The sequence below is a fragment of the Sphingopyxis witflariensis genome, from assembly GCF_002205635.1.
GTDB classification, from domain to species: domain Bacteria; phylum Pseudomonadota; class Alphaproteobacteria; order Sphingomonadales; family Sphingomonadaceae; genus Sphingopyxis; species Sphingopyxis witflariensis.
This window is the reverse complement of sequence record NZ_NISJ01000002.1, coordinates 344,460-369,482: the sequence shown is the minus strand read 5'-3', so window position 1 is coordinate 369,482 and position 25,023 is coordinate 344,460. Positions and strand designations below refer to the sequence as shown.

The following is a 25,023-nucleotide window of genomic DNA, read 5'->3' as shown; positions in this document are numbered from 1 at the left end:
CATTACTGGGGGGTGGTGCATGGTTCGTTCGCTTTTGGTGGCCGTTTTACTGGCCGTGTCACCTTCTGTACTTGCCGGTCCCGGCGAAGGGGCGGCCGCGCCTGCGACGGCGCCCGCCACACCGGCTTTCACCCCGTTGCCGACCGAGGCTTTCGCCCGCCTGCCATTTGTTGAAAACGCCAGCCTGTCGCCGGACGGCGCCTATATGGCGGGCCTGTTCGGGTTGAAGGGCGAGCAGCACATCGTGATGGTACCGACCATCGGGGACCGCAACAAGAGCGTCGTTATCGGGGTTCCCGACAAAACCGAAATCGCCTGGATACGCTGGGTGAACGACGACAATATCATCGTCGGATTATATGCGCTGCAGCCTGTCGAGACCGACAACTGGTATGTTTCGCGGATGATCGGGATCAACCGGACGACCGGTAAGATCACGAAATTGCTGTGGGATCTCAATGGTCAGAATGGCGCCGACCTGCTGTGGACGCCGAGCGACGCCAGCAACGAGATTCTCGTCGCCGCGCAAAACAGCATTTACACCGGGGCGGAATTCTGGCCGGCGGTCTATCGCGTCGACGTGACCACCGGGCGCAAGCGGAAGCTGATCGCGGGACGCACGGACGTCATGGATTGGGGCGCCGATCATCTGGGCCGCGTCCGTTACGGCATCGGCTATCGGGACAGCACCACCCAGGCCACGATGCTGTATCGCAGTACCGGTGAAGGCGCGTTCCGTTCGATCGAGCGCGTGTCGCTGCGCAAAGAGCAGGAACTGACGATTCCCTTTCTGTTCATTCCCGGAAACGACAATGGCTATGTGATCAAGGCGGCGCCCGATGGTCGCTCGGTCGTGGCCGAGGTCGACCTGTCCACCGGCAAGGATGTGCGCACCATCCATGCTGCCGACGGGGCCGAGGTCGAACGGGCTATCGTCTCGTTCGACGGGACGAAGCTGCTTGGGGTGAAGACCACCGATCGCGCCCGGCCGATCCACTGGATCGACCCCGTTATGGCCGCGCACCAGGCGAAGCTGAATGCCGCGTCGCCCGCCTCGAAAGTCCGTATCGAAAGCTTTAGCCGCGATCTCGGCAAGTTGCTCGTGCGTTTCAGCACTCCCGAGAATCCGGGGCTGCTGTTCTTCTTCGACGCTGCGTCGGGGGATCTTTCGCAGTTGGCAGCGGCCAACGAGGCGATCGGCAGCAAGCGGCTTTCGCGATCGAAGTTCATCCAGTACCAGGCCCGCGACGGGCTTGAGATCGAAGGCGTGCTGACGATGCCGCGCGGGCGCGCGACGAAAAATCTGCCCTTCATTGTCATGCCGCACGGCGGGCCTTGGGGGCATGATGAACTGACCTATGACTATTGGGCGCAGTTTCTTGCCGAGCGGGGCTACGCCGTGCTCCAGCCCAATTTTCGCGGATCGACGGGCTATGGCGACAAATTCCTCAAGGCCGGGCAGGGCCAGCTTGGCTTTGCGATGCAGGACGATGTCAGCGACGGCGTGCGCTGGGCGGTGGCCGAAGGCATCGCCGATCCGAAGCGCGTATGCATCGTGGGCGCTTCCTATGGCGGCTATGCCGCGATGTGGGGGATCGCCAAGGATCCCGACCAGTATCGCTGCGCCGTCTCGATCAACGGGGTTTCCAATTTGCGTCGCGAGGTCAATGATTTCGGCGGCAACCTCCGCGAGCGCCTCTATCGCGACCAGTGGCAGAAGATGACACCCGATTTCGCGGCAGTGTCGCCGATCAACGCGATCGTCCGAATCAAGACGCCCTTGCTGCTGATTCACGGCAAAAAGGACGTCACGGTCGACCATGGCCAGTCGTCGCGCATGTATTCGGCGATGAAGGAGGCGGGCAAGGCGGTCGAATTTGTATCGATCCCGCTGGCCGACCATTATTTCACCCGCGAAGCCGACCGGCTGATGCTGTTGACGTCGATCGAGACCTTCTGCGGCGTTACAATCCACCGGACTGACCAGCATCTTTCCAGCGTCCGCAAAAGCGACTATCGGGCGGCATGACCGACACCACTTCGACAGCGCTGCCGCGCACGCTTTCGCCCTCACTCTTTCTTTTCACCATCATCTATGGCGGCATGGTCGTGCTCGCCGGGGTGCTGGGGAACAAGCAGGTCGCGCTGGGTGGCTGGCTCGCGGTTGAGGCCGGGATTTTTCCATTTCTGATCCTCGTTGCCCTGTCGAGCAGCGTGTCGGAACTGCACGGTCAGTCGACTGCGAACCGCCTCGTGCTCTGGGGTTTCGTCCCGCTGGTCCTGTCGATCATGCTGACCGCGCTGGTGCTCGCGCTTCCCGCATCGCCGGAAATGCAGCCCGAACGGCTCACCGCCTTCAATACCGTGTTAGGCCAGAGCCCGCGCCTGATGGCGGCGGGGATTGTCGCCTATGGCACCTCGCAATTCCTCAACGTCACCATCTTCAGCAAGCTGCGCGGACGTGAAGGCGCGGGGACCGGGTCGACCTGGCTTGCCGTGCGCGGCGCAATCGCAAGCGCGCTGAGCCAGATCGTCGATACCTTGCTGTTCGTCACCATCGCCTTTTCGGGTGTCTTCCCGATCGCCAATCTGATGGGCGGGCAGATGCTGGCGAAGGTCGCGCTGTCGATCGCGGTGATTCCATTCGTTATTACCGGCCTGGTCGCGCTCGGCCGCCACCTTGATGCAAAGAACGCAGGATGATGACGATGACCGACCCCTCCAAAATGCCCGACCTGCTCGCCAAGGCCGAAACCCTCGTCGAGGCGCTGCCCTATCTGCAGCGCTATGCGGGCGAAACCTTCGTGATCAAATATGGCGGCCATGCAATGGGCGATGCCGAAGCGCAGCGCGATTTCGCCGAGGATGTGGTGCTGCTCAAGGCGGTCGGGATCAACCCGGTCGTCGTCCATGGCGGCGGACCGCAGATCGGCGCGATGCTCAAGCAACTCGGGATCGAATCGACCTTCGTCGGCGGTCTCCGCGTCACCGACGCCGCGACCGCCGAGGTCGCCGAGATGGTGCTGGCGGGCAAGATCAACAAGGAAATCGTCGGCTGGCTCGCCGCGCTCGGTGGCCGCGCCGTCGGCATTTCGGGCAAGGACGCCAATCTCGTCCTCGCTGAAAAGGTCACCCGGACGCAGCCCGACCCCAATTCGGGGATCGAGCGTCATGTCGATCTGGGTTTTGTCGGCGAACCGGTGGCGGTTGATCCGACGATCCTGATCAATCTGACCAAGGATAATTTCATTCCCGTCGTCGCTCCGGTCGCGCTCGGTGCCGATGGCGCGACCTATAATATCAACGCCGATACGATGGCGGGGGCGATCGCGGGCGCGCTGGGCGCCAAGCGTTTCTTCCTGCTCACGGACGTTGCGGGCGTGCTCGACAAATCGGGGGCGCTGCTCACCGACCTCGACCGCCCCGCGATTGATGCGCTGAAGGACGACGGTACGATCACCGGAGGCATGATCCCGAAAGTCGAAACCTGCGTTGCCGCGGTCGACGCCGGGGTCGAGGCCGCGGTCATCCTCGACGGACGCATCCCGCACGCGATGCTGCTCGAAATTTTCACCGCAAGGGGTGCGGGCACGCTCATTCATCGCTAATAGGGTGCCATCGACCTTTTCGGCCGGAGACCTTTCTTGTATTTCATGTTCCTCAATATCTTGGCGATCCTGCTCAATGTCCTGTGGTGGATCATCATCGCCCAGGCGGTGATGTCGTGGCTGATCGCGTTCAACGTGATCAACACGCACAATCAGTTTGTCGGTCAGCTATGGATGGTTCTCGACCGGCTCACCGAGCCGCTTTATCGGCCCTTCCGCCGTATTATGCCGGATTTCGGCGGCCTCGATTTGACGCCGATGCTGGTGTTGATCCTTCTCATCATCATGCAACAAGCAGTTTTGCCCTATCTCTATCAGCTTGGCGTCACCGCCGGGATTGCGTGACGATATGACGGGCGAGGTTACCACCACCGCGCAGGTGATCGACGGCAAGGCTTTTGCCGCCGGGCTGCGGGCACGAATTGCCGATGCGGTTCCGACTTTCGAAGCGGCTATAGGTCGGGCGCCCGGCCTCGCGGTTGTGCTCGTCGGTGATGATCCGGCGAGCGCGGTCTATGTCGGGTCGAAGGGCAAGGCGACGGTTGCCGCCGGCATGGCGAGTTTCGAGCATCGCTTGCCTGCCAGCGCGTCACAGGCAGAGGTCGAAGCGCTGCTCGTCACGCTCAATGCGGACGAAGCGGTCGACGGCATATTGCTGCAACTTCCGCTGCCCGGCCATCTCGACGAACAGGCCGCCGTCGCGACGATCCACCCTGACAAGGATGTCGACGGGCTGACCCCGGTCAGCGCCGGGCGGCTCGCGCTGGGCATCCCGGGGATGGTGCCGTGCACGCCCTATGGCTGCCTGTTGCTGCTCCAGGATCGGCTCGGCGATCTGTCGGGCAAGGATGCGGTCGTCATCGGCCGCTCGATCCTCGTCGGCAAGCCGATGGCGCAATTGCTGCTCGGCGCCAATTGCACCGTCACTATGGCGCACAGCCGGACCAAGGATCTGCCCGATTTGGTCCGCCGCGCCGATATCGTCGTCGCCGCGGTCGGCCGCGCCGAAATGATCAAGGGCGACTGGATCAAGCCCGGCGCAATCGTCATCGATGTCGGCATCAACCGCCTCGCGGCCGCACCGGGTGAGGCGAAAGGCCGACTGGTTGGCGACGTTGACTATGCCAGTGCCGCAGCGGTCGCTGCCGCGGTTACCCCGGTTCCCGGCGGCGTCGGTCCGATGACCATTGCCTGTCTGTTGCGCAACACGCTCGTCGCCGCGCATCGCCGCGCGGGGCTCGCTGATCCGAAAGGTTTTTGATGATGCGCCGCCTGTTGCTGATGTTCGCCGTCACCGCGCCGCTGCTCGCAGCCTGCGCATCGTCCGATGACATCCGCAACCGGCCGCTTTCGGCCAACCCCAGCGCCTTCATCGCGGCCGAGATCGGCTTTGCCCGGCTGGCGCAGGATAAGGGGCAATGGACTGCGTTCCGCGAAACCGCCGCGCCCGAAGCGGTGATGTTCGTGCCGCAGCGCGTCAAGGCGCGCGACTGGCTGAAATCGCAGAAGGACCCCGCCGAGGCGGTGAAATGGCAACCGCACGCGGTTTACGTCAGCTGCGACGGCAACGCCGGGGCGACGACGGGGGCATGGCAAAAGGCCGGGGAGAATGGCTATTTCACCACCGTCTGGCTGCGCGATCCCAAGAAGGGCGATCTGCTCTGGACGCTGGATCATGGCGACACGTTGACTACCCCGCGTGAAGCGCCCGATTTCATCGCATCGAAACAGGCCACCTGCGGATCGCCGGGCGTGGGAGTCGAGGGCGGGACCGAGGGTGAGGACCGGATGATCGGCCTGTCGCCTGACCAGACGCTCAGTTGGACTTCGACCGTTCGTGCCGACAAGTCGCGCCGCGTGACCATCCGCCTGTGGGACGGCGCCCAGATGGCGACTGTCATCGACGATCAGGTCGCGGCGCCCAATCAGCCATGATGGACCTGTTCATTTCGGCCTTCGTCACCCTGTTCGTGGTCATCGACCCGCCGGGATGCGCGCCCATCTATGCCAGCCTGACGACGGGCGCGAGCGCCGCGCAGCGCCGGGCGATGGCGATCCGTGCGACGCTGATCGCCGGCTGCATCCTTGTCTTTTTCGCGATGTTCGGCGAAGCATTGCTCAGCTTCCTGCACATCGATCTCGACAGTTTCCGCATCGCGGGCGGCATCATGCTGTTCATGATCGCGATCGACATGGTGTTCGAAAAGCGTACCGAACGGCGCGAGCAACGCGCCGAGAAATTAATCGCGACCCCCGAAGTCGAGGATGTCTCGGTGTTCCCGATGGCGATGCCGATGCTCGCGGGGCCGGGTTCGATCGCTTCGGTGATGCTGCTGGTGGCGCAGAACAACGGGCTCGACCGCGCGATGGTGATTTTCGGCGCATTGCTGCTCGTGCTGCTGCTGACGCTCGCCGCGTTGCTGAGCGCAGGGCCGTTGATGCGGCTGATCGGCAACAAGGGCGAGGCGGTGATCACCCGCCTCCTCGGGGTGCTGCTCGCGGCGCTCGCGGCGCAGTTCGTGATCGACGGTCTGAAAGCCAGCTTCCCCTCGCTGGGTTAACAACGAAAAAGGGCGCCGCCTGCTGGCAGCGCCCTTCCTCATCCACGGGAATGGAATTACTTGGCGGCGTTGACGTCGGCTTGGGTGATCGGCGCGATGCGGATTTCGACGCGGCGGTTGCACTGATAATCGGCCTCGGTCACCTCGGGCGTGCATTTCAGCTGCGATTCGCCATAGCCCAGCGTCGCCATGCGCGCGCGCTGGATACCGCGCCCGCCCAGATAGTCGGCGACCGACGCGGCGCGGCGTTCGGACAGGCCCTGATTATAGGTGTCGCTGCCCTTCGAATCGGTGTGACCGTAAACGTCGATATAGGTGCTCGGGAATTCGGCGAGCGTCGTTGCGACATTGTCGAGCGCGCTGCGGAACTGGGGCTTCACCATGGCGCTGTTGAGGTCGAAGGTCACGTCGCCGGGCATGTTGAGCACCAGCTGGTCGCCCTGACGTTCGACGTCGATGCCGGTGCCGGCGGTGCGTTCACGCAGCTTCTTTTCCTGCTGGTCCATATAATTGCCGATGCCGGCGCCCGCGACCGCGCCGATACCCGCGCCGAGAATTTCTTCGGTGCGGCTATTGCGGCCGCCGATCAGGTCGCCGAGCAGATAGCCGCCGAGCGCGCCGCCGATGCCGCCGATCGCGGCCTTCGAAATGCGTTTCTGACCCGTTTCCGGATCGGTCACGCAGCCCGTGAGCATGAGCGCGCCGATGCTGGCGAGTGTGGTGAGCTTGATCATTCTGCTATTCATCGTGTCGCTCCCTTTATTTGCGGGGACTTCGCCGGTCATGCGAAGGCCGCGTTCATGCCGATAACATATGGCTGCGTATCTGGTTCCAAAATCTTGCTTAACATTGGCTGAGCCGACCTTCGACGGTGCCATTGTGTATCGCCGTGTCTTTCGCCTATAGGCAGGATATGACCGACGATGACAGGGGCCGGGCGCCCGAGCGCCCGCAACATAAATCATGACCCCCTTTCCCTGGTCCGATGTCGCGATCATCGCGGTCCTGATCCTTTTGAACGGCGTCTTTGCCATGTCCGAGCTCGCGATCGTTTCGGCGCGCGGGCCGCGGCTGCAGGCCGCGGAAAAACGCGGCAGCCGTGGTGCGGCTATCGCACGCCAACTGACCGCCGATCCCGGTCGCTTCCTGTCGACCGTACAGGTCGGGATCACGCTGATCGGCATCCTTGCGGGCGCCTATTCGGGTGCGAGTCTTGGCGGCCCGGTCGGCGAGCGGTTACAGGGGCTGTTCGGCTTTGACGACGAAACCGCGCGCGCGACGGGCTTTGCCGTTGTCATCGCCGTGACCACCTATTTTTCGCTGATCGCCGGCGAACTGGTGCCCAAGCAATTCGCGCTGCGCGCGCCCGAACCGATCGCCATCTTCATGGCGATGCCGATGCTGTGGCTTTCGAAAATCGGCGCGCCGCTTGTATGGCTGCTCGATCGAAGCTCGGCGCTGGTGTTCCGCATCCTTGGGCTCAACCGCGAATCGGAAGACCGGGTGACCGCCGAGGAACTCCACCTGATCGTCGCCGAAGCGTCGAAATCGGGCGTGATCGAGGAAAGCGAGCGCGCGATCATTTCGGGCGTCGTGCGCCTTGCCGATCGCCCGGTGCGCGAGGTGATGACCCCACGTAAGGATGTCGACTGGATCGACATTTCCTCGGACGCCGACGCGGTGCGCGCGAAACTGCTCGAAACCCCGCACACGCGCATCCCGGTGGCGCGCGGTTCGGTCGATGATATCGTCGGCGTCGTGCAGGCCCGCGATATCGCAGGGGCGCTGTTCCGCGGCGAAGCGCTTGATCTCGAAAAGCTGACCCGGTCGGCGAAGGTCATTCACGACCAGATCGATGCGATGGACGCGCTCGAGGCGTTGCGCGTCGCTGAGGTGCCGATGCTGTTCGTCCACGACGAATATGGCCATTTCGAAGGGCTGGTGACCCCGGCCGATCTGCTCGCGGCGATCGCGGGTGAGTTTGCGTCGGATCAGGATATCGGCAGCGAGCCTTTCGTCGTCGAGCGCGAGGACGGCAGCCTGCTGATTGCCGGATCGATGCCCGCCGACCAGATGGCCGAACGGCTGGGGATCGAACTGGCCGATGACCGCGATTATGCGACCGCGGCGGGCCATGTGCTGGCGATTTTGAAGCATCTGCCCAAGGAAGGCGAGGTGTTTCGCGATCGCGGCTGGCGGTTCGAGATTATCGATATGGACGGCCGCAAGATCGACAAGCTGCTCGTCACCGAGATGAGCCGGCCGAAGGATGACGGCGAAAGCTAAGTGGTCCGTCCGATAGCCTGAACGTCGCAAAAGTTGTGCACGCGGGGCGCGGCTAAGGTGCCAAAGATCAGCGGATTGAATGGCACTTTTGCGACTTTAGCCTGAGTAGAGGCCCCCGGGTTTCGGAAACGGATGATGGACGAGGTCAAAGAGCCGCAGCGAGGCTGGCACAGCCGAATAATGTAGGAAAGCAATATATCGGGTCCGGCATATGTCCGCTTTGGGGTGGGAAGCGGCCGTTCACACGCTAGATAGCTTCGAGGGGGAGCGAATGCACATTTCTGAACGAGACGGCACCTTCACGGTGCAGCATGTTACCGGTCCGACGCACAATATGCTTCGCTTAACGGTTGGGCGCGGCAAGTCGCAAGAGTTCGTAGTTACGGTTCTGCCGCCGATTGGCGAGTGCCGTCATCACAACGGCTTAACTGCGCAAGAAGTCGCTCCGGCGATTCTCGCGGGTCTGGCGGATGCCAATGCTGCGCTGAAAACAGACTTCATCGTTACGGCCGCCGAGATCGTTGAAAACGACAGCAGGCGACAAGGCATTTACGAGTACTTGACCCGTAAAATCATCGAGCGAGCAGCGGAGACCCAGCGGCCCTGAATGTCCGCAATCGGTCGTGAGCTGCCATCCCCTCTCCGTCACTCCTGACCCGATCCGGGACAAGCGACAGGCGCAGCCATGGATGCCGGATCAAGTCCGGCATGACGATGGGAGGGCCCCGTCGTTTGCGAGCGCATGTTGCGGGCGATGTCTATCCGCGCGAGTGCAGGCTGACGGAAAACGGGGTCAGAGTTCGCCGCCGAGTGCCCCATATTTCGCTTCGAACCCGGCCTTGTCGCCGCGCGCGAGATAGCTGGCCTGGTCGACCAGATTGTCGCGTGCGATGCGGCCCTGGAACGCGCCGAGTTGCGGGTCGATGGCGGCGATATCGGCGTCGGTCCAGTCGGCGATCTGCTGGAAGCTGGTGACGCCAAGGCCGCCCAGCAGCGTGACCATCTTTGGTCCGACGCCCTTGAGTAGCCGCAGATTGTCTGCGGTGGCCGTTGCTGGTGCGGAGACAGGCTCGGGTGCGGCGGACGGAGCGGCTGGTTCCTCGGGAGTCGGGATCGCCGCTTCGGCCGGAGCCGGCTTGGCGGGGGTTTTCTTTGCAACTTTTGTCGTCGGTTTTGCTGTGCTCTTCTCCGCCGCAGGCTTTGCGGCCGCTTTCGGCTTCGCGGCGGGCTTGGGTTTCGGCGGCGCGGTTTCGGCAACCGGCTCGACGATGGGTGCGGGTTTGGGAGCAGGTGCCGGTTCGGGCGCAGGCGGTGCCTTGGCGGCCGGTTGCGGGACCGGAGGCGGCGCGGCCGGTGCAACGGGTTGCGGTTTGGGCTCGATCGGCTTGAAGCGCGCGGGTTCGGCGGCGATGATTTCGGGCTTTACCGGTTCGAGCGGCTTTGCGGGCTTCGCGGGTGCCGCCGCGGGCGGTGCGATCTCTTCAGGCTTTTTGCGGCGCAGCAGCCATGTGAGGAGCAGGACGGCTACAACCAGCCCGACGACCGCGATGATCCAATTTTCCTGAAGCCACACCATGATATTCTCCGCTCCTGATTTTTGTTCAGCCTATGCGGCTGATCGCGCCGCGTCCAGCGCCACCTATTCCGCTTCGCGCGCGACTTCGCGCCAGCCGATGTCGCGGCGGCAGAAGCCGCCGGCGAAGTCGAGCTTGTCGACCGCGGCATAGGCGCGCGCCTGCGCTTCGGTGACGGTGCGGCCGGTCGCGGTGACGTTGAGCACGCGCCCGCCCGCCGCGACAATCTGATCACCATCGCGCGCGGTTCCGGCGTGGAAGACGCGCACGCCGCCGGTTTCGGCATCGGCGATGCCTTGGATCGCGCCGCCCTTTTCGGGGGTGGCGGGATAGCCGTTCGCCGCCATCACGACGGTCAGCGCATAATCGCTGGCGAAAGCGGGCGGCGTCGCATCGGCGAGCGCGCCGGTCGATGCGGCGTGGAGCAGCGCGGCGAGGTCGCCGTTGAAGCGCATCATCAGCACCTGACATTCGGGGTCGCCGAAGCGGGCATTATATTCGATCAGCTTCGGTCCCGCGTCGGTGAGCATCAGCCCGGCAAAGAGGACGCCGACATAGGGCGTGCCCTCGGCGGCGAGCGTTGCCACGGTCGGGCGGATGATGCGGTCCATAACCGCCGCTTCGAGTTCGGCGGTGAGCACCGGCGCCGGGCTGTACGCGCCCATGCCGCCGGTGTTCGGCCCGGTGTCGCCGTCGCCGACGCGCTTGTGGTCCTGGGCGCTGCCGAACGCCATGACATTGGTGCCGTCGGAGAGCGCAAAGAAACTGGCTTCCTCGCCGGTCATAAATTCCTCGATCACCACTTCCGCGCCCGCGCCGCCAAAAGCGCCATCGAACATGTCGTCGATAGCGGCTGCGGCCTCATCGGCGGTCTCGGCGATGATCACGCCCTTGCCGGCGGCGAGGCCGTCCGCCTTGATCACGACGGGGATCGTAAAGCCTTCGAGCACGGCATGCGCTTCGTCGGCGCTGGTACAGCGGACATAGGCTGCGGTCGGGATGCCAGCGCGCGCGCACAAATCCTTGGTAAAGCCCTTCGACCCTTCGAGCTGCGCCGCGGCAGCACCGGGTCCAAAGACCGCGATACCCCGCGCGCGGAGCCGGTCGGCGAGCCCCGCGACGAGCGGTGCTTCGGGGCCGACGACGACAAAATCGATCGCGTGCGCGGTGCAAAAAGCGATCAGGCCATCGAGGTCATCGGTGCCGATCGCGACGCATTCGGCATAGGCTTCGATCCCCGGACTGCCCGGTGCGGCATAGAGCTTGGCGCAGCTTTCCGATTGTGCCAGTTGCCAGCTAAGCGCATGTTCGCGGCCCCCCGAGCCCACCAGCAGGATATTCATGTCAGTCCCTTTTCCCGATCCGGCGTCCGATAGCGACGCGCCCGCGCGGCTGTTAGCCGAGGGCGCGCCCGGCGACAATGCACCCGCTCTGTCGGTCAGCCAATTGTCGGCGGCGATCAAGCGCACGGTCGAGGATGGTTTTGCCCGCGTGCGGGTGCGCGGCGAATTGTCGGGGACGAAGCGCGCGGCGTCGGGGCATTTTTATGCGGCGCTGAAGGATGATAATGCGCTGATCGACATGGTGATGTGGAAGGGGCAGGCGGCGCGGCTCGCGTTCCGCCCCGAGGACGGGATCGAAGTGATCGCGACCGGCAAACTCACCACTTACCCCGGCCGCTCCAAATATCAGCTCGTCGTCGATAGCCTCGAGGTCGCGGGCGAGGGCGCGCTGATGCTGTTGTTCGAGAAGCTCAAGGCGCGGCTCGGCGCCGAAGGGTTGTTCGACCGCGAGCGCAAATATGAACGCCTGCCCTATCTGCCCACGACGATCGGCGTCGTGACGTCGCCGACCGGCGCGGTGATCCGCGATATCCTCCACCGACTTGCCGACCGCTGTCCGACGCGGGTGATCGTGTGGCCGGTGCTGGTGCAGGGCGACGGTGCGGCGGTGCAGGTGGCCAATGCGATTCGCGGTTTTGACGCCATCAGGCCCGGCGGGCCGGTTCCGCGCCCCGATCTGGTGATCGTCGCGCGCGGCGGCGGGTCGATCGAGGATCTGTGGGCGTTTAACGAGGAAATCGTTGTGCGCGCGATCGCCGATTGCCGCATCCCGACGATCAGCGCGGTGGGGCACGAGACCGACGTGACGCTCGCCGATTATGCTGCCGATGTCCGCGCGCCGACGCCGACCGCCGCCGCCGAAATGGCGGTGCCGGTGCGCGCCGAATTGCAGGCGCAGCTTGCGACATGGGGCGGCCGGATGATCGGCGCCGCGAATCGGCACCAGTCGCTGGGCAGCGAACGACTGACTGCGCTCGCGCGTCACCTGCCCAGGCGTGAGGCGCTTTATGCGCCGCAGCGCCAGCGGCTTGATGACAATGGCGACCGGCTCGACCGCAGCCAGCGCCACCGGCTGACGGTGATCGCCGAACGGCTCGCGAATCGCTCGGGGGCGCTGCGGCCGTCGTTGCTCGCGCGGCGCTGGGATCGCGATCGGGCGCGGATCGAGGGGCTGGCGCGGCTGCTCACCTCTCTCGACCCGCGCGCGCTGTTGTCGCGCGGCTATGCGATGGTCCGCGACGCCGATGGCGCTATCGTCACCACGGCGGGCAAGGCGCGCGCTGCCGGGGCGTTGCAGCTGCAGTTCGCCGATGGCGAGGTGGCGGCCGAAGTGGTAGACGGCGATGGGCCCTCATTGAGGCCCAAAGCTGTTCGCAAACCGCTGCCCGGGGCGCCCAAACGGGGGCAGGGCGAGCTCTTCTGAGGTTGGCGGGGGTGTCCGCGCGCGGCGAAACTGCTATGGAAGCGCGATGACCCGCCATTTTATGGATATACGACCATGTTGATCGCCAGCCGCAACCGCCTCGCCCGTCTTCAATATGGCCCGAACGGATTTCGCGTATTAGAGTCCGGCGATCATGTGCTGTGCGCGGTGACCGGCGCTCCGATCGGGCTCGACGAGCTGCGTTACTGGTCGGTTGCGCGGCAGGAGCCCTATGCGACTGCCGCGATATCGGTGCAGGCCGCGTTGGACACCGCGCGCCGGGCATGATTTTCGCACGGGATTGGCCGCGCCATGCGGCTGTGTCGTTGCTGCTGCTGGCCAGCGCCGCGACATTTGCGTCGCCCGCCATTGCTGATTCCGCTCCCGCCGCCGCACCGATTCGCGGCGACTTCATCCTCCGCGGGACGCCCGAGCAAGGCATCGCGCTGGTCGGGCAGGTTCCCGGCGGCACGCGCACGCTGACGCTCGATGGCAAGGCGATCCCGTTCACCGCTGAGGGCCATTTCCTGATCGCTTTCGATCGCGATGCCGCGGCGAACGCACGGCTTGTCGCGAGGTTAGGCAACGGACGCGCGGTCGAGCGCCTGCTTTCGGTTGCAGCCGGAAGCTGGCGGATCGAGCATGTTAACACACCCTATCGCGGCAGCGCGAAGAACGACGCGGATTTCGAGCGCCGCCGTCCCACCGAGCTGGCGCAGATTGCCGCGGCGCGCGCCGTTGAACATGCATCGGACGGATGGCGGCAGAAGTTCATCTGGCCAGTCACCGGGCGGCGGTCGGGCTTTTTCGGCTCGCAGCGCGTTTATCAGGGCAAGCCGGGCGGATATCATGGGGGCGCCGATATCGCGGTGCCGGCGGGAACCCCCTTTGTCGCGCCCGCCGATGGCGTGGTGGTCCTCGCCGCCGCCGCGCCCTTCACGTTGGAGGGCAATTTGCTCATCGTCGATCATGGTATGGGGCTGAACAGCGCCTTTCTTCATTGCCAGCGGCTCGACGTCAAAGTCGGCGACCGGGTAAGGCAGGGGCAACGGCTGGGGACGGTCGGTCGGACCGGCCGCGCGACCGGCCCGCATATGCACTGGGGCATGAAGTGGCGCGACGCGCGGCTTGACCCCGGAAAGCTGGCGGGGCCGATGGGTGGTTGATCCGCTGCCTCGCGAAGGAAGTGGTAACCGCTGAAACAAAATTTCGTGAAATGGGCGGCTGTGACATATTGTGTTGCGTCGTTTCTCTGTGTTGTTGCAAATACGTCACAATCCCTTTCTAAACGGCAGAAAGCGGGGGGAATTCCCTTTACTCGTGATGAACGACCCGGCATCCGGCGTGCCATCGGGGTAGTTTTGCGAGGCGCATTTGTCGCCGCCGCAGTGCGTGCCCGGGTATCTTATCCACCAGTAGCAAGGGACTGCACTGTGAAGAAATATTCCACTCATATGGTATTGAAGGCGGCGGTTGCGCCGGCGGCGCTTTGCGTTGCCATGCTTTCGACCGCTGCTTTCGCGCAAAGCGCGCCGGCGGAAGACGCGCCGGCGGAAGACGTGATCATCGTGACCGGTTCGCGTATTGCCAGCCCGCAGGCTGAATCGAACGCACCGTTGCAGGTTCTCGGCGCTGTAGAGATCGACCAGTCGGGCGTCTCCAACGTGCAGGATCTGCTGCTCAAGAATCCGGCCTTCGGTACGCCGGCACTCAGCCGCACCAACTCGGCCTTCCTGACCTCGGGCACCGGCGTCGCTACGGTCGACCTTCGCGACCTCGGTTCGGACCGCACCCTGGTGCTGGTCAATGGCCGCCGCGTCGTGTCGAGCCTCAGCGGTAGCTCGACCGTCGACCTCAACGTCATCCCGACCCAGTTCCTCGAGCGTATCGACGTGCTCACCGGCGGCGCATCGTCGCTTTACGGTTCGGACGCGCTCGCAGGCGTCGTCAACTTCGTCTACAAGCGCGATTTTCAGGGTCTTGAAGGCAATGCTCAATATGGCCTGACCGAGCGTGGCGACGATATCCGGTACCAGGCGAACCTCACCATGGGTGCGAACTTCGACGATGGTCGCGGTAACATCATGGTTCACCTCGGGTATTCGAACGAGCGTGGCCTGCTTTCGCGCCAGCGTCGGAATACCTTCCTTGATGATTCGGACGGTGCGGCGCTGAGCGGCGATCTGGCTGATTATGGTACCTCGGTTTCGCCTTTCCTGTCGGGCTTCGCTCCGCAGGGCAGCTTCACTGTAGGACAGCGTTTCAACGGCGATGGTGATCCCATCGGTTCGCTCTACACCTTTACCTATGGCCCGACAGGCCTGTTGCAGCCCTGCTTCAGCTCGAACGGTGCAGGCTGCGTCAGCGCGAAGCCGGCAATCGTCGACAATCCCGCCACCCCGGACGTCAATGAAGCGACTCCGGCTGTTCCCAACATCGGCACAGGCAGCGGGCCGAACGGCTTTAACCGTCAGTATTATCGTACCCTGGCGGTGCCGGTGCAGCGTTACAACTTCGCTGCGGTCGGTCATTATGACGTGACCGACAACATCACGATGTTCTTCGAAGGCACCTATAACAAAACGCGCTCGTCGCGGATCATCGAGCCGTTCGCCCTGGCTTCGGACGGAACGACTGGCGTTTATCCTTCGTCGGGCAAAATGCCGATCGAAAATTACATCATCGCTCCCAATGGAACGACGACGATTGCGGTCAACCCGATCGTCCCGACCGAAATCCTCAATCTGGCGAATGATTCGAATGGCGACGGCCTGCGCGACATCGGCTTCTCGCGTCGCATGACCGAATTTGGTCCGCGTAGTGGGCAGACGACGCGTGACTTTCTGCGCTTCGTCGTTGGTTTCGAAGGGACGCTGGGCGACAAGTTCAACTGGGATCTCAGCTATAACTATGGCCAGGTGACCGAGAACCAGGTGTCGAACGGCCAGGTCAATGTCGTGAATTTCCGCAATGCGCTTGCGGCAATGACCGATGTCAACGACGTCAACGGCAATGGGCTGACCACCGACGTGATCTGCGTCAGTGCTGAAGCGCGTGCTAACGGCTGTGTGCCGGTCAATATCTTTGGCGAAGGCAAGATCGATCAGAAAGCGATCGAATATATTGCCGCTCAGCAGTCGCTGCAGAACAGCATCAAGCAGCAGGTCGTACAGGGCAATATCAGCGGTTCGTTGTTCGAACTGCCCGCAGGCCCGCTCGGCATCGCCGCCGGCTTCGAATATCGCAAGGAAGAGAGCGTAGAGGATAACGACGCTCTGACCAACCAGGGATTGAACGGTGGCAACAAGCTGCCCGATACCCGCGGTCAGTTCGACGTCGTTGAAGCCTATGCCGAAGTCAAAGTACCGATCCTTGCCGACAAGCCCTTCTTTCGTCTGCTCGAAGTGGGTGGCGCTTTCCGTGCTGCCGATTATTCAACGATCGGGACGATCTACAGCTACAACGTTCAGGGGACGTGGCAGCCGGTCGAAGACCTCCGTCTTCGCGCCACTTGGGCTCGCGCGGTTCGTGCACCGAACATCGGTGAACTCTTCTCGGGCCTGTCGCAGACCTTCCCGGCTGGGCTTCAGGATCCGTGCGACGGGATCGGCGCCACCGGTGGCGGCGCTCTTGGCGACAACTGCCGCGCGGCGGCAGGCGTCTCGGCGAACATCGCGGCCAATGGCGGCGCGTTCACCATCACGCAGAGCGATCGTCAGGGGATCAGCGGCTTCGACGGCGGCAATCCGAACCTGAAGGAAGAAAAGTCCGAATCGTGGACCGTCGGTGCGGTTCTCAACCCGCGTTCATTTGACGCGCTGCGTAACCTCACCCTCACTGTCGACTATTATAACATCAAGATCGACAAGGTCATTTCGACGGTGGGTCGCGGTACGATTCTCGATCAGTGCTACAATCAGGGCAATACGGCGCTTTGCGACCTGATCATCCGCCGCCCGGGCGCGACGGCAACCAACAGTGCAGGGTCGATCGAGTTCATCAACGACTTTGCGGTCAATGCCGCAAAGCTTGAAACGCAGGGCGTCGATGTGACCGTCAACTGGTTCACGCCGGTGAACCTCTTCGAGACCGAAGGCCGCGTGAACTTCAATCTCGCTTACACCCATCTGCTTCAGAACGACTATACGCCGCTTGCCGGCGCGACCGTCGATCGCGCGGATGGTGAAATCGGGACCGCGACCGACCGCTTTACCGGTACGCTTGGCTATTCGAACGACAAGTTCAAATGGTCGCTGACCGGTACCTACATCAGCCGGTCGTATGAAGATGACGTTTCCTGGTGCGCTGCCTTCGATGACGGTTCGCCGCGCTGCGTGTCGGTCCCGGCGGAATTCTATCTGGATACTCAGGTGGCCTTCACTCCGGCTGAAAAGTTCGAATTCTACCTTGGCGTCGACAATCTGCTCGACAACAAGGCGCCGAACCTTCTGTCGAACACGACCTTCAACACGACGGGTGCTGACACCGCCGCCGATGTCTATGACATCTTCGGTCGCCGTTATTACGCGGGCGTTCGTTTCCACTTCTGATTGCGAGAAAATCGGATCATAAAGGGGAGGCAGCGATTCATCGCTGCCTCCCCATTTTTTTGGGATATCACGCTATGTACTGTCGCCTTATCTTGCTGACGTCGGCCTTGGTTATGCCGCTGTCGAGTTTCGCCGTTGCGGGCGAAAGCGCATCCGAAGCAGACCCGGACACCGTCCGCTGCCGTTCGGTCAGGGAATTGGGCACGCGGATCCCGAAGCGCGTGTGCAAGACCAACCAGCAATGGGCGCAGGAGCAGGAAGCTGCGCGCCAGGCGATGGAAGATCGTAACCGTTCAAGTCAATGTACGGATCGCTGCTGACACGTCGCTCACGCGCCTCAAATATGCAGGGGATTAGGCCCCTGCGTAATGTTGGCCGCGCCTATTTCAGGCGCTTCACGCCAACCTCGCTGGTTTTCCCTTCCAGCGTCAGGCGATAGCCGCCAAGTCCTCCCGACATGACCTTGACCTTCTGCCCGATGCGCGGAACCGTGTTCAACTGACCATAAGAGGTCGTCTGCCACGTCTGCCCGTTATCGAGTACGAATATGGTCCCATATTGACTGATGTCGAGATTGGTGATGGTCGCGTCGATCCGCAGGTTTTCCTCCTGCGCGATGCGTATTTTCTTGCGCTTTTCTTCAGGCTCGCGCTCGACGGCTTCGCTTCGTTGGGTTGCCGTAAGCCCGAAATCGGCCTTGGCCTTCACCGCAGCTTCCGTGCGGCGCTGATCTTCGGTCTTGCGTGCCTCGGGCAACAGGCCATCGAAGCAGCGCAGGCGCGCGCCGTCGTCGGTAATCAGGCCACATTCCAGCACGTCATTCGCGATGGTTTGAGCTTGGACGACCGCCGGAGCGAACAGGCTTCCCAGCATGAAACCACCCGAGAGCAACGCAATCGATATTTTCATTCGAGAATCCCTTTTCGCATAGCAGCACAACGATCCAATCGCTGCGCTATCGTTCTGCGGCTACGGTATCAGCGCCCCGCCGGCGGTCAAGCCAAGCCTTGGCTAGCCGCCGTCAGCTTTTGTGGGACGTCAGGACCAGCGCTCCATCGCCTTCATCGACTTTCACGATCGATCCGTCCTTGACCTCGCCTCGCAGGATCAGGTCGGCGAGCGGGTCCTGAACATATTTCTGCACCGCGCGCTTGAGCGGCCGAGCGCCATAGACGGGGTCGTAGCCAACCCGGCCAAGCCAGGCGCGCGCCGCATCGGTCAATTCCAGCGTCACCTTGCGACCGTCGAGCAGTTTCTGGACCCGAGCGACCTGGATGTCGACGATGCCGCCCATATGCCGCTGCGCCAGCCGGTTGAAGAGAACGATCTCGTCGAGCCGGTTGAGGAATTCGGGCCGGAAATGCCCGCGCACAACCTCCATCACCGCAGGCTCGGCCTGTTCGATCGGCGCGTCGTCGGGGAGCGCCGCGATCGCCTGGCTGCCGAGGTTCGACGTCAGGATGATCAGCGTGTTGGTGAAATCGACCGTGCGCCCCTGTCCATCGGTGAGGCGCCCGTCGTCGAGTACCTGCAGCAGGATGTTGAACACATCGGGATGCGCTTTCTCCACCTCGTCGAACAGCACGACCTGATAGGGGCGCCGTCGTACCGCTTCGGTGAGCGTTCCGCCCTCTTCATAGCCGACATAGCCCGGAGGCGCGCCGACGAGCCGCGCGACGCTGTGCTTTTCCATAAACTCGGACATGTCGATGCGCACCATCGCATTATCGTCATCGAACAGGAACCGCGCGAGCGCCTTGGTCAACTCGGTCTTGCCGACGCCCGTCGGGCCGAGGAAGAGAAACGATCCCAGCGGGCGGTTCGGGTCCTGCAGGCCCGCGCGGGCGCGTCGGACGGCGGTTGACACGGCGCGGACGGCTTCGTCCTGCCCGATCACGCGCTGCGTGAGCGTGCTTTCCATCGACAGCAATTTCTCGCGCTCGCCCTCCATCATCCGGTCGACGGGAATACCGGTCCACTTGCTGACCACGGCGGCGATATCGTCGGCGGTGACCTCCTCGCGCAGCATCGCATTGCCCGCGATCGCCTGCGCTTCCTCGAGCTGCCGTTCAAGCCCGGGGATGGTGCCGTAGGACAGCTCGCCCGCCTTGGCGAGGTCGCCGGCGCGCTGCGCCTGATCGAGCGCCGAGCGTGCGGCGTCGAGGGCTTCCTTGATCTTCGCCTCGGCGTGGATCTTGTCCTTTTCGGCTTGCCATTTCTGGGTCAGTCCGGCCGATTGCTGTTCGAGATTGGCGAGGTCTGCCTGCAAGGCGGCGAGGCGATCCTTCGACGCATCGTCGGTTTCCTTCGACAGCGCCGATTCCTCAATCTTCATCTGGATGATGCGGCGGTCGAGATTTTCAATCTCCTCGGGCTTCGATTCGACCTCCATGCGGATGCGGCTGGCGGCCTCGTCCATCAGGTCGATCGCCTTGTCGGGCAGGAAGCGGTCGGAGATATAGCGGTGCGACAGCGTCGCCGCGGCGACGATCGCCGCGTCGGTGATCCGCACGCCGTGGTGCAGCTCATATTTTTCCTTGAGTCCGCGCAGGATCGAGATCGAATCCTCGACCGTTGGCTCGCCGACGAACACCGGCTGGAAGCGCCGCTGCAATGCGGGGTCTTTTTCGACATGCTTGCGATATTCGTCGAGCGTCGTTGCGCCGATGCAATGCAGCTCACCGCGGGCGAGCGCCGGCTTGAGCAGGTTCGACGCGTCCATCGCGCCTTCGCCTTTGCCCGCGCCGACGAGCGTGTGCATCTCGTCGATGAACAGGATGATCTCGCCCTCGGCGGCCTTCACATCGTCGAGCACGCCTTTCAGCCGTTCTTCGAACTCGCCGCGATATTTGGCGCCCGCGATCAGCGCGCCCATGTCGAGCGACAGGAGGCGGCGGTCCTTCAAACTGTCGGGGACGTCGCCGTTGGTGATGCGCAGCGCGAGACCCTCGGCGATCGCGGTCTTGCCGACCCCGGGTTCGCCGATCAGTACCGGATTATTCTTGGTCCGGCGCGCGAGGATCTGGATGGTGCGGCGAATTTCCTCGTCGCGGCCGATGACCGGGTCGAGCTTGCCCTCGCGCGCGACTTCGGTGAGGTCGCGGGCGAATTTCTTGAGCGCTTCATAGCGGTCTTCGCTGCTGGCGGTGTCGGCGGTGCGCCCGCCGCGCAGGTCGTTGATCGCGCTATTGAGCGCGTCGGCCTTGACGCCCGCATCGGCGAAGGCCTTGCCCACCGGAGTAGTCGGGGCAAGGACCATCGCGAGCAGCAGCCGCTCGACGGTGACATAGCCGTCGCCCGCCTTGGTCGCGACCTGTTCGGCCTGATCGAGCAGGCGCACGGCATCATTGTCGAGCCCGGGGGTCGCTTGCGCTCCCGATCCCGACACGGCGGGAACCTTGGCGAGCAAAGCGTCGATGCCAGCGACAGCGCGCGGGGCGTCGCCGCCGCTGCGCTGGATGAGGCCGGCGGCCATACCCTCGCTGTCTTCGAGCAAGGCCTTGGCGATATGTTCGGGGGCGATCCGCTGGTGGTTCATGCGGATCGCGATCGTCTGCGCGGCTTGCAGAAAGCCTTTGGCGCGGTCGGTGAATTTTTCGAGGTTCATGGAAAATCCCCTTTCTCGTCAAGCAAGATAGTGTTGCTTTTTGGCAACACAAGGGGCGAGTTTTGCCCCAACTCCGCTTGCTTGATACGAGCGGAGTTGGGGCGCGGTCCTACTCCCCGCTGCGCGCCAACTGGTCGAGCAGGCGCACGCCAAAGCCCGTCATTCCTGCGGGAACCAGCGACGACGCCTTTTCGCTGCGGTTGACTCCGGCGATGTCTAGATGGGCCCACGGCATCGCGTCGTCGACGAAGAAGCCGATGAAATGTGCGCCGAGGCTGGCGCCCGGGCCGTCGCCGCCGCTGTTGCGGACGTCGGCGATGTCGGATTTGACCCGCTCGGCATATTTGGCGTGGAGCGGCATCCGCCACAATTCCTCGCCGCTTGCGGTGCCCGCAGCGAGCAGCTTGCCTGCAAGCGCTTCGTCGCGCGCGAACAGTCCGGCATATTGGTCCGACAGCGCGCCGACGATCGAGCCGGTGAGCGTTGCGATATTGACGATCGCGCGCGGCTTGTACGTCTGTGCCACATATTCATTTGCGTCGGCGAGGACGAGGCGGCCTTCGGCGTCGCTGTTTACCATCTCGATCGTCTTGCCCGACATGGTGCGCACGATGTCGCCGGGGCGCTGGGCATTGCCGTCGGGCATATTCTCGGCGAGCGCGGCGACGGCGACGACATGGACCGGCGCGCGCGATTTGGCGAGCGACAGCGTTGCGCCGACCACCGATGCGGCGCCCGACATATCGCCCTTCATATTGCCCATTCCGGCGCTGGGCTTGATCGAAATACCGCCCGAATCGAAGGTGATGCCTTTGCCGACGAGCGCGAGCGGCGCGGCTGGGGCACCGGCGCCGCGATAGCGGATCAGCATCATGCGTGACCCGCGCGGGCTGCCCTGACCGACGCCGACGATGCTGCCCATGCCCAGCTTGCGCATCATCGCTTCGTCGAGCACTTCGATGGTCACGCCGCCGACTCCGGCGAAGGCGCGGCGCGCCTCGGCGACGAAGCTTTCGGGATAGATGACATTGGCGGGTTCGTTGGCGAGGTCGCGCGACAGGCGCACCCCGTCGGCGAGCGGGCGCCCGCGCGCGGCAAACATGGCTTCGGCGGCGGCGGGGTTGGCGCCGACCAGCGTCACCGCGCCGGTCGCAGGTGCCATTTTATCGACGGTCTTGTAGCGATCGAAGCGATATTGGCCGAGCGCGAAACCATAGGCGACGTCGGCCGCCGCGGCATCGCCATAGGCACCCGCGATGGTCACCGGATGCGCTTCGCTTTTGAGTTCCTGCGCCGCCTTGCCGCCGGCTTCGGCGAGCGCGAGTGCGGTCGGCGCCGTGCCGGTCCCGACGAGCAGGATGCGCGGATGCGCCCCGATACCGCGCAGCGACAGCGTCGTGCCCGCCTTGCCGTCGAAGCTCGCGGCGGCGATCGCGCTGGAGACTGCGGTGCGCTCGGCGGCGTTCAGCGCGACGCCGGGCAGCGGCGGAAGCGTCGCATCGGCCATCAACAGCGCGAGCGCGCCGCCAGCCGGGGCACTCGGGGCAAAGCCGATCGCGCGCTCAGTGCTGTTGGTGATGGTCGCGGGGGCGACTCCCGATCCGACGAAGGTCTGCGCCATAACGGCGGGCGCGGCGCCGAACGACAGGCAAGCGGCAAGGAGCAGGCTTTTGCTACGCATATTTTGATATTCCCCGGTTTTTGAAAACTTCGCCCCTGCATAGCGCCAAGTCGCCGGGCCGCAAATTCGGCTCGACGAACGACAGTTGCTTGCCATCGGACGACATGCCCGCCAGACAGTCGCGCGAACATTGAGGTGCGGAAGAGGACCAGAAATGCTGCGACGGATTTTTCTGGTTTTTGCCTTTCTGCTGGTCGCGACCGGGATCGGGCTTGTCCTGTGGGAACCGATGGCCGCGCCGCCACCGCAAGCCCCCACCTTCAAACCCGCTGACGTCAAAATTGCGCGCGACAAGTTCGGTGTGCCGCATATCTTCGGCAAGACCGACGCCGACGTCGCCTATGGCGTTGCCTATGCCCACGCCGAGGATGATTTTTCGACCTTGCAGGAAGTCCTCGCGATGACGCGTGGCCGCGCCGGGGCGATGCTGGGCGAGGATGGCGCCAAGGTCGATTATGCCGCCGCGCTGCTCGACATTCGCGCGACCACCGCGCGCGACTGGCCGCGTTTGCCTGCCGACGTGCGGGCGCTGTTCACCGCCTATGCTGCGGGGCTCAACCATTATGCCGACAAGCATCCGGGCGAAGTGCGGCTGCGCGGCCTGTTCCCGGCGACCGGCGAGGATGTCGTCGCGGGTTTCGTGCTGCGCTCGCCCTTTTTCTTTGGGCTCGATGGAGTGCTGGGTTCGCTGGTCGAGGGCAAGCCGGGCGGACGCGAGGGCGGACCGCTTCTCGATGTGAAGGGCAAGGTCGTGCCGCGCGCACTGACCCCGGTCGGGCGCGATCCCGACGCCAATGGATCGAACGGTATGGCGGTCGCCCCGGCACGCGCGACTGACGGCGCGACGCGGCTCGTGTCCAACTCGCACCAGCCATGGACCGGCGGGGTCGCCTGGTACGAACTGGTCGTCCATTCGGAAGAGGGCTGGGATTTTGCCGGGGCCAATTTCCCCGGTTCGCCCTATCCCTTCCTCGGGCATAATAAATATCTCGGTTGGACGAACACGGTGAACCGGCCCGACCTGATCGACATTTACAAGCTGACGCTCGACGACAGCGGCGACAATTACCGCTTCGATGGGCAGTGGCGCCCCCTCGAGGAAAAGCGCATCTGGCTGAAGGTCAAATTTGGCCCGTTCGTGCTGCCGGTGCCACGCACCATCTGGCGCTCGGTCCACGGGCCGGTGGTCAAGAATGACAAGGGCGCCTTTGCGATCCGCTATGCCGGGATCGATCAGGCGAATATGGTCACCCAATATTACCGGCTGAACAAGGCGAAGGATTTCGCCGAATGGCGCGCCGCGATGGCGGGGCAGGGCGTGCCCGCGACCAATTTCATCTATGCCGATGCCAAGGGCAATATCGGGCTTTTCTATAATGCGATGTTCCCCGATCGGCAGCCGGGGTTCAACTGGCGCGGGGTGCTGCCCGGCGATACCTCGGCCGACCTGTGGACCAAGACTTTGCCGTTCGACCGCGTCCCGGCGCTGGTCAATCCGCGCTCGGGCTATGTGATGAACGCCAACAACACGCCGTGGGTCGCGGCGGGGCCGGGCGATGAACTCGATGCCGCCGCCTTCTCGCCCCTGCTCGGGATCGAGGATGACATGACCAACCGCGCGACGCGGCTGATCGATCTGTTCGAAGCGTCGGGTCCGATCGACGAGGCGCGGTTGAAGGCGATCAAATATGATACCGCCTATGCAAAGACGGGTTACGCCAAAGCCTGGATGGACCGGCTGCTCGCGCTCGACGTGAAGGATGATCCGGCGCTGGTCGAGGCGCAAAATCTGCTCCGCAAATGGGACTGGAACCTCGACGGCAAGGGGCATGGTGACGCGCTGGCGCTGATGGTGCTGCGCCCCGCCAACGGCAGCCATTATCAGCGGCGGGCACTGCCTGACCCGCGTACGGTGCTGAAAGAGACCGTCGTGCATCTGCAAAAGCATTTTGCCGGACTCGATCCGAAACTCGGGACCGTGCTGCGGCTCCGCCACGGCGAGGGCGTTCACCGGATCGACCTGCCGCTCGACGGCGGCAACGACACGGTACGCGCCTCGACGTTGTGGGATGTCGAACCCGACGGGCGTCTGAAGGTACGTCACGGCGACAGCTTCATCATGTTCATGACGTGGGACAGGGAGGGCCGGGTGCGGTCGGAATCGATCCAGCCGTTCGGTTCCGCGACGACGCGCCCGGAAAGCCCGCATTATAATGATCAGGCGCCCTTGTTCGTGCGGCATCAGCTGAAACCGGTCTTGTTCGACCCGGCGGCGTTGATGGCAACAAAGCCTCGCATCTATCGCCCTTGAATGGCGGATATGGCCGTCCTAAACCACTGACACAGTGCCGTTCGGCACGCCGTTATATGCGGGCGTCCATGCCCGCCAT

At 63.7% G+C, this 25,023-nt stretch carries 20 protein-coding genes; 14 read left to right on the top strand and 6 right to left on the bottom strand.

The features are described from left to right. The first annotated feature begins 19 nt into the window (after positions 1–19). The 7 genes from CDQ91_RS05715 to CDQ91_RS05685 are packed head-to-tail and all read left to right on the top strand — an operon-like array spanning position 20 to position 6,169. Positions 20–2,029, top strand: coding sequence for an alpha/beta hydrolase family protein (locus tag CDQ91_RS05715; RefSeq protein WP_088471740.1), 2,010 nt, complete (start codon positions 20–22; stop codon positions 2,027–2,029). Then, positions 2,026–2,703, top strand: a complete 678-nt coding sequence (locus CDQ91_RS05710) for a queuosine precursor transporter (RefSeq protein ID WP_088471739.1) — start codon at positions 2,026–2,028, stop codon at positions 2,701–2,703. The genes CDQ91_RS05715 and CDQ91_RS05710 overlap by 4 nt, the downstream gene beginning before the upstream one ends. Then, positions 2,700–3,608, top strand: a complete 909-nt coding sequence (gene argB / locus CDQ91_RS05705) for an acetylglutamate kinase (protein ID WP_419722545.1) — start codon at positions 2,700–2,702, stop codon at positions 3,606–3,608. Before CDQ91_RS05710 ends, argB begins: the two co-directional genes overlap by 4 nt. Before the next feature lie 45 nt (positions 3,609–3,653). Beyond that, positions 3,654–3,953, top strand: coding sequence for a YggT family protein (locus CDQ91_RS05700; RefSeq protein WP_088471930.1), 300 nt, complete (start codon positions 3,654–3,656; stop codon positions 3,951–3,953). Positions 3,954–3,957: 4 nt separating this feature from the next. Next, on the top strand, positions 3,958–4,869 hold the full coding sequence (gene folD / locus CDQ91_RS05695) for a bifunctional methylenetetrahydrofolate dehydrogenase/methenyltetrahydrofolate cyclohydrolase FolD (protein ID WP_088471738.1): 912 nt from the start codon (positions 3,958–3,960) through the stop codon (positions 4,867–4,869). 2 nt (positions 4,870–4,871) lie between these two features. Next, positions 4,872–5,543 carry a hypothetical protein gene (locus tag CDQ91_RS05690; RefSeq protein WP_088471929.1) on the top strand — a complete coding sequence of 224 codons (672 nt, stop codon included), beginning with the start codon at positions 4,872–4,874 and terminating at the stop codon, positions 5,541–5,543. Further along, entirely contained in the window at positions 5,540–6,169 is a 630-nt protein-coding gene (locus tag CDQ91_RS05685; protein ID WP_088471737.1) for a MarC family protein, read from the top strand. Before CDQ91_RS05690 ends, CDQ91_RS05685 begins: the two co-directional genes overlap by 4 nt. A 56-nt stretch (positions 6,170–6,225) precedes the next feature. On the opposite strand, the gene CDQ91_RS05680 is transcribed toward CDQ91_RS05685, so the two are convergent. After that, complete coding sequence (locus CDQ91_RS05680) at positions 6,226–6,915, bottom strand: YiaD family glycine zipper/OmpA-like lipoprotein (RefSeq protein ID WP_088471928.1); 690 nt, start codon at positions 6,913–6,915, stop codon at positions 6,226–6,228. A 217-nt stretch (positions 6,916–7,132) separates the two neighbouring features. Here CDQ91_RS05680 and CDQ91_RS05675 point away from each other — a divergent pair, with 217 nt between their 5' ends. Together CDQ91_RS05675 and CDQ91_RS05670 are read left to right on the top strand one after the other, a co-directional pair. Then, on the top strand, positions 7,133–8,455 hold the full coding sequence (locus CDQ91_RS05675) for a hemolysin family protein (RefSeq protein ID WP_088471736.1): 1,323 nt from the start codon (positions 7,133–7,135) through the stop codon (positions 8,453–8,455). Between the two features lie 271 nt (positions 8,456–8,726). After that, positions 8,727–9,062 (top strand): hypothetical protein, encoded by a 336-nt coding sequence (locus CDQ91_RS05670; RefSeq protein ID WP_144036698.1) that lies wholly within the window; start codon positions 8,727–8,729, stop codon positions 9,060–9,062. 186 nt (positions 9,063–9,248) lie between these two features. Here CDQ91_RS05670 and CDQ91_RS05665 read toward each other — a convergent pair whose 3' ends face one another. Further along, a complete protein-coding gene (locus CDQ91_RS05665; protein ID WP_088471734.1) occupies positions 9,249–10,031 on the bottom strand; it encodes a hypothetical protein in 783 nt (260 codons plus the stop codon). A gap of 63 nt (positions 10,032–10,094) precedes the next feature. After that, the gene (purD, locus tag CDQ91_RS05660) at positions 10,095–11,372 is read right to left on the bottom strand and encodes a phosphoribosylamine--glycine ligase (protein ID WP_088471733.1); all 1,278 of its coding nucleotides are present in this window, start codon (positions 11,370–11,372) and stop codon (positions 10,095–10,097) included. Between purD and xseA the strand changes: the two genes are divergently transcribed. The 4 genes from xseA to CDQ91_RS05640 all read left to right on the top strand — a co-directional run bounded on the left by xseA (position 11,371) and on the right by CDQ91_RS05640 (position 17,345). Continuing rightward, positions 11,371–12,795: an exodeoxyribonuclease VII large subunit gene (gene xseA / locus CDQ91_RS05655; RefSeq protein WP_088471732.1), complete on the top strand. Its 1,425-nt coding sequence runs from the start codon at positions 11,371–11,373 to the stop codon at positions 12,793–12,795. The two genes, purD and xseA, sit on opposite strands and share 2 nt — an antisense overlap. Before the next feature lie 75 nt (positions 12,796–12,870). Beyond that, positions 12,871–13,083 (top strand): DUF2093 domain-containing protein, encoded by a 213-nt coding sequence (locus CDQ91_RS05650; RefSeq protein WP_088471731.1) that lies wholly within the window; start codon positions 12,871–12,873, stop codon positions 13,081–13,083. After that, positions 13,080–13,961 carry a M23 family metallopeptidase gene (locus CDQ91_RS05645; protein WP_088471730.1) on the top strand — a complete coding sequence of 294 codons (882 nt, stop codon included), beginning with the start codon at positions 13,080–13,082 and terminating at the stop codon, positions 13,959–13,961. The genes CDQ91_RS05650 and CDQ91_RS05645 overlap by 4 nt, the downstream gene beginning before the upstream one ends. Before the next feature lie 267 nt (positions 13,962–14,228). Continuing rightward, a complete protein-coding gene (locus tag CDQ91_RS05640; protein WP_201791863.1) occupies positions 14,229–17,345 on the top strand; it encodes a TonB-dependent receptor domain-containing protein in 3,117 nt (1,038 codons plus the stop codon). 381 nt (positions 17,346–17,726) lie between these two features. On the opposite strand, the gene CDQ91_RS05630 is transcribed toward CDQ91_RS05640, so the two are convergent. The 3 genes from CDQ91_RS05630 to CDQ91_RS05620 form a co-directional block, all read right to left on the bottom strand. Beyond that, the gene (locus tag CDQ91_RS05630; protein ID WP_088471727.1) at positions 17,727–18,254 is read right to left on the bottom strand and encodes a hypothetical protein; all 528 of its coding nucleotides are present in this window, start codon (positions 18,252–18,254) and stop codon (positions 17,727–17,729) included. A gap of 112 nt (positions 18,255–18,366) precedes the next feature. Next, on the bottom strand, positions 18,367–20,952 hold the full coding sequence (clpB, locus tag CDQ91_RS05625) for an ATP-dependent chaperone ClpB (RefSeq protein WP_088471726.1): 2,586 nt from the start codon (positions 20,950–20,952) through the stop codon (positions 18,367–18,369). Between the two features lie 109 nt (positions 20,953–21,061). Continuing rightward, positions 21,062–22,633: a leucyl aminopeptidase gene (locus tag CDQ91_RS05620; RefSeq protein WP_237245833.1), complete on the bottom strand. Its 1,572-nt coding sequence runs from the start codon at positions 22,631–22,633 to the stop codon at positions 21,062–21,064. Between the two features lie 154 nt (positions 22,634–22,787). Here CDQ91_RS05620 and CDQ91_RS05615 point away from each other — a divergent pair, with 154 nt between their 5' ends. Next, positions 22,788–24,944 (top strand): acylase, encoded by a 2,157-nt coding sequence (locus CDQ91_RS05615; protein WP_174688469.1) that lies wholly within the window; start codon positions 22,788–22,790, stop codon positions 24,942–24,944. Positions 24,945–25,023 lie beyond the last annotated feature (79 nt).

Coding starts and splice junctions, on each gene's coding strand:
- CDQ91_RS05670 (WP_144036698.1), top strand. CDS start 8,727: ATGCACATTTCTGAACGAGACGGCACCTTCACGGTGCAGCATGTTACC.
- CDQ91_RS05685 (WP_088471737.1), top strand. CDS start 5,540: ATGATGGACCTGTTCATTTCGGCCTTCGTCACCCTGTTCGTGGTCATC.
- CDQ91_RS05665 (WP_088471734.1), bottom strand. CDS start 10,031: ATGGTGTGGCTTCAGGAAAATTGGATCATCGCGGTCGTCGGGCTGGTT.
- folD (WP_088471738.1), top strand. CDS start 3,958: ATGACGGGCGAGGTTACCACCACCGCGCAGGTGATCGACGGCAAGGCT.
- CDQ91_RS05650 (WP_088471731.1), top strand. CDS start 12,871: ATGTTGATCGCCAGCCGCAACCGCCTCGCCCGTCTTCAATATGGCCCG.
- CDQ91_RS05645 (WP_088471730.1), top strand. CDS start 13,080: ATGATTTTCGCACGGGATTGGCCGCGCCATGCGGCTGTGTCGTTGCTG.
- xseA (WP_088471732.1), top strand. CDS start 11,371: ATGTCAGTCCCTTTTCCCGATCCGGCGTCCGATAGCGACGCGCCCGCG.
- CDQ91_RS05615 (WP_174688469.1), top strand. CDS start 22,788: ATGCTGCGACGGATTTTTCTGGTTTTTGCCTTTCTGCTGGTCGCGACC.
- CDQ91_RS05700 (WP_088471930.1), top strand. CDS start 3,654: ATGTTCCTCAATATCTTGGCGATCCTGCTCAATGTCCTGTGGTGGATC.
- clpB (WP_088471726.1), bottom strand. CDS start 20,952: ATGAACCTCGAAAAATTCACCGACCGCGCCAAAGGCTTTCTGCAAGCC.
- CDQ91_RS05690 (WP_088471929.1), top strand. CDS start 4,872: ATGCGCCGCCTGTTGCTGATGTTCGCCGTCACCGCGCCGCTGCTCGCA.
- CDQ91_RS05680 (WP_088471928.1), bottom strand. CDS start 6,915: ATGAATAGCAGAATGATCAAGCTCACCACACTCGCCAGCATCGGCGCG.
- CDQ91_RS05675 (WP_088471736.1), top strand. CDS start 7,133: ATGACCCCCTTTCCCTGGTCCGATGTCGCGATCATCGCGGTCCTGATC.
- CDQ91_RS05710 (WP_088471739.1), top strand. CDS start 2,026: ATGACCGACACCACTTCGACAGCGCTGCCGCGCACGCTTTCGCCCTCA.
- CDQ91_RS05620 (WP_237245833.1), bottom strand. CDS start 22,633: ATGCGTAGCAAAAGCCTGCTCCTTGCCGCTTGCCTGTCGTTCGGCGCC.
- purD (WP_088471733.1), bottom strand. CDS start 11,372: ATGAATATCCTGCTGGTGGGCTCGGGGGGCCGCGAACATGCGCTTAGC.
- CDQ91_RS05715 (WP_088471740.1), top strand. CDS start 20: ATGGTTCGTTCGCTTTTGGTGGCCGTTTTACTGGCCGTGTCACCTTCT.
- argB (WP_419722545.1), top strand. CDS start 2,700: ATGATGACGATGACCGACCCCTCCAAAATGCCCGACCTGCTCGCCAAG.
- CDQ91_RS05630 (WP_088471727.1), bottom strand. CDS start 18,254: ATGAAAATATCGATTGCGTTGCTCTCGGGTGGTTTCATGCTGGGAAGC.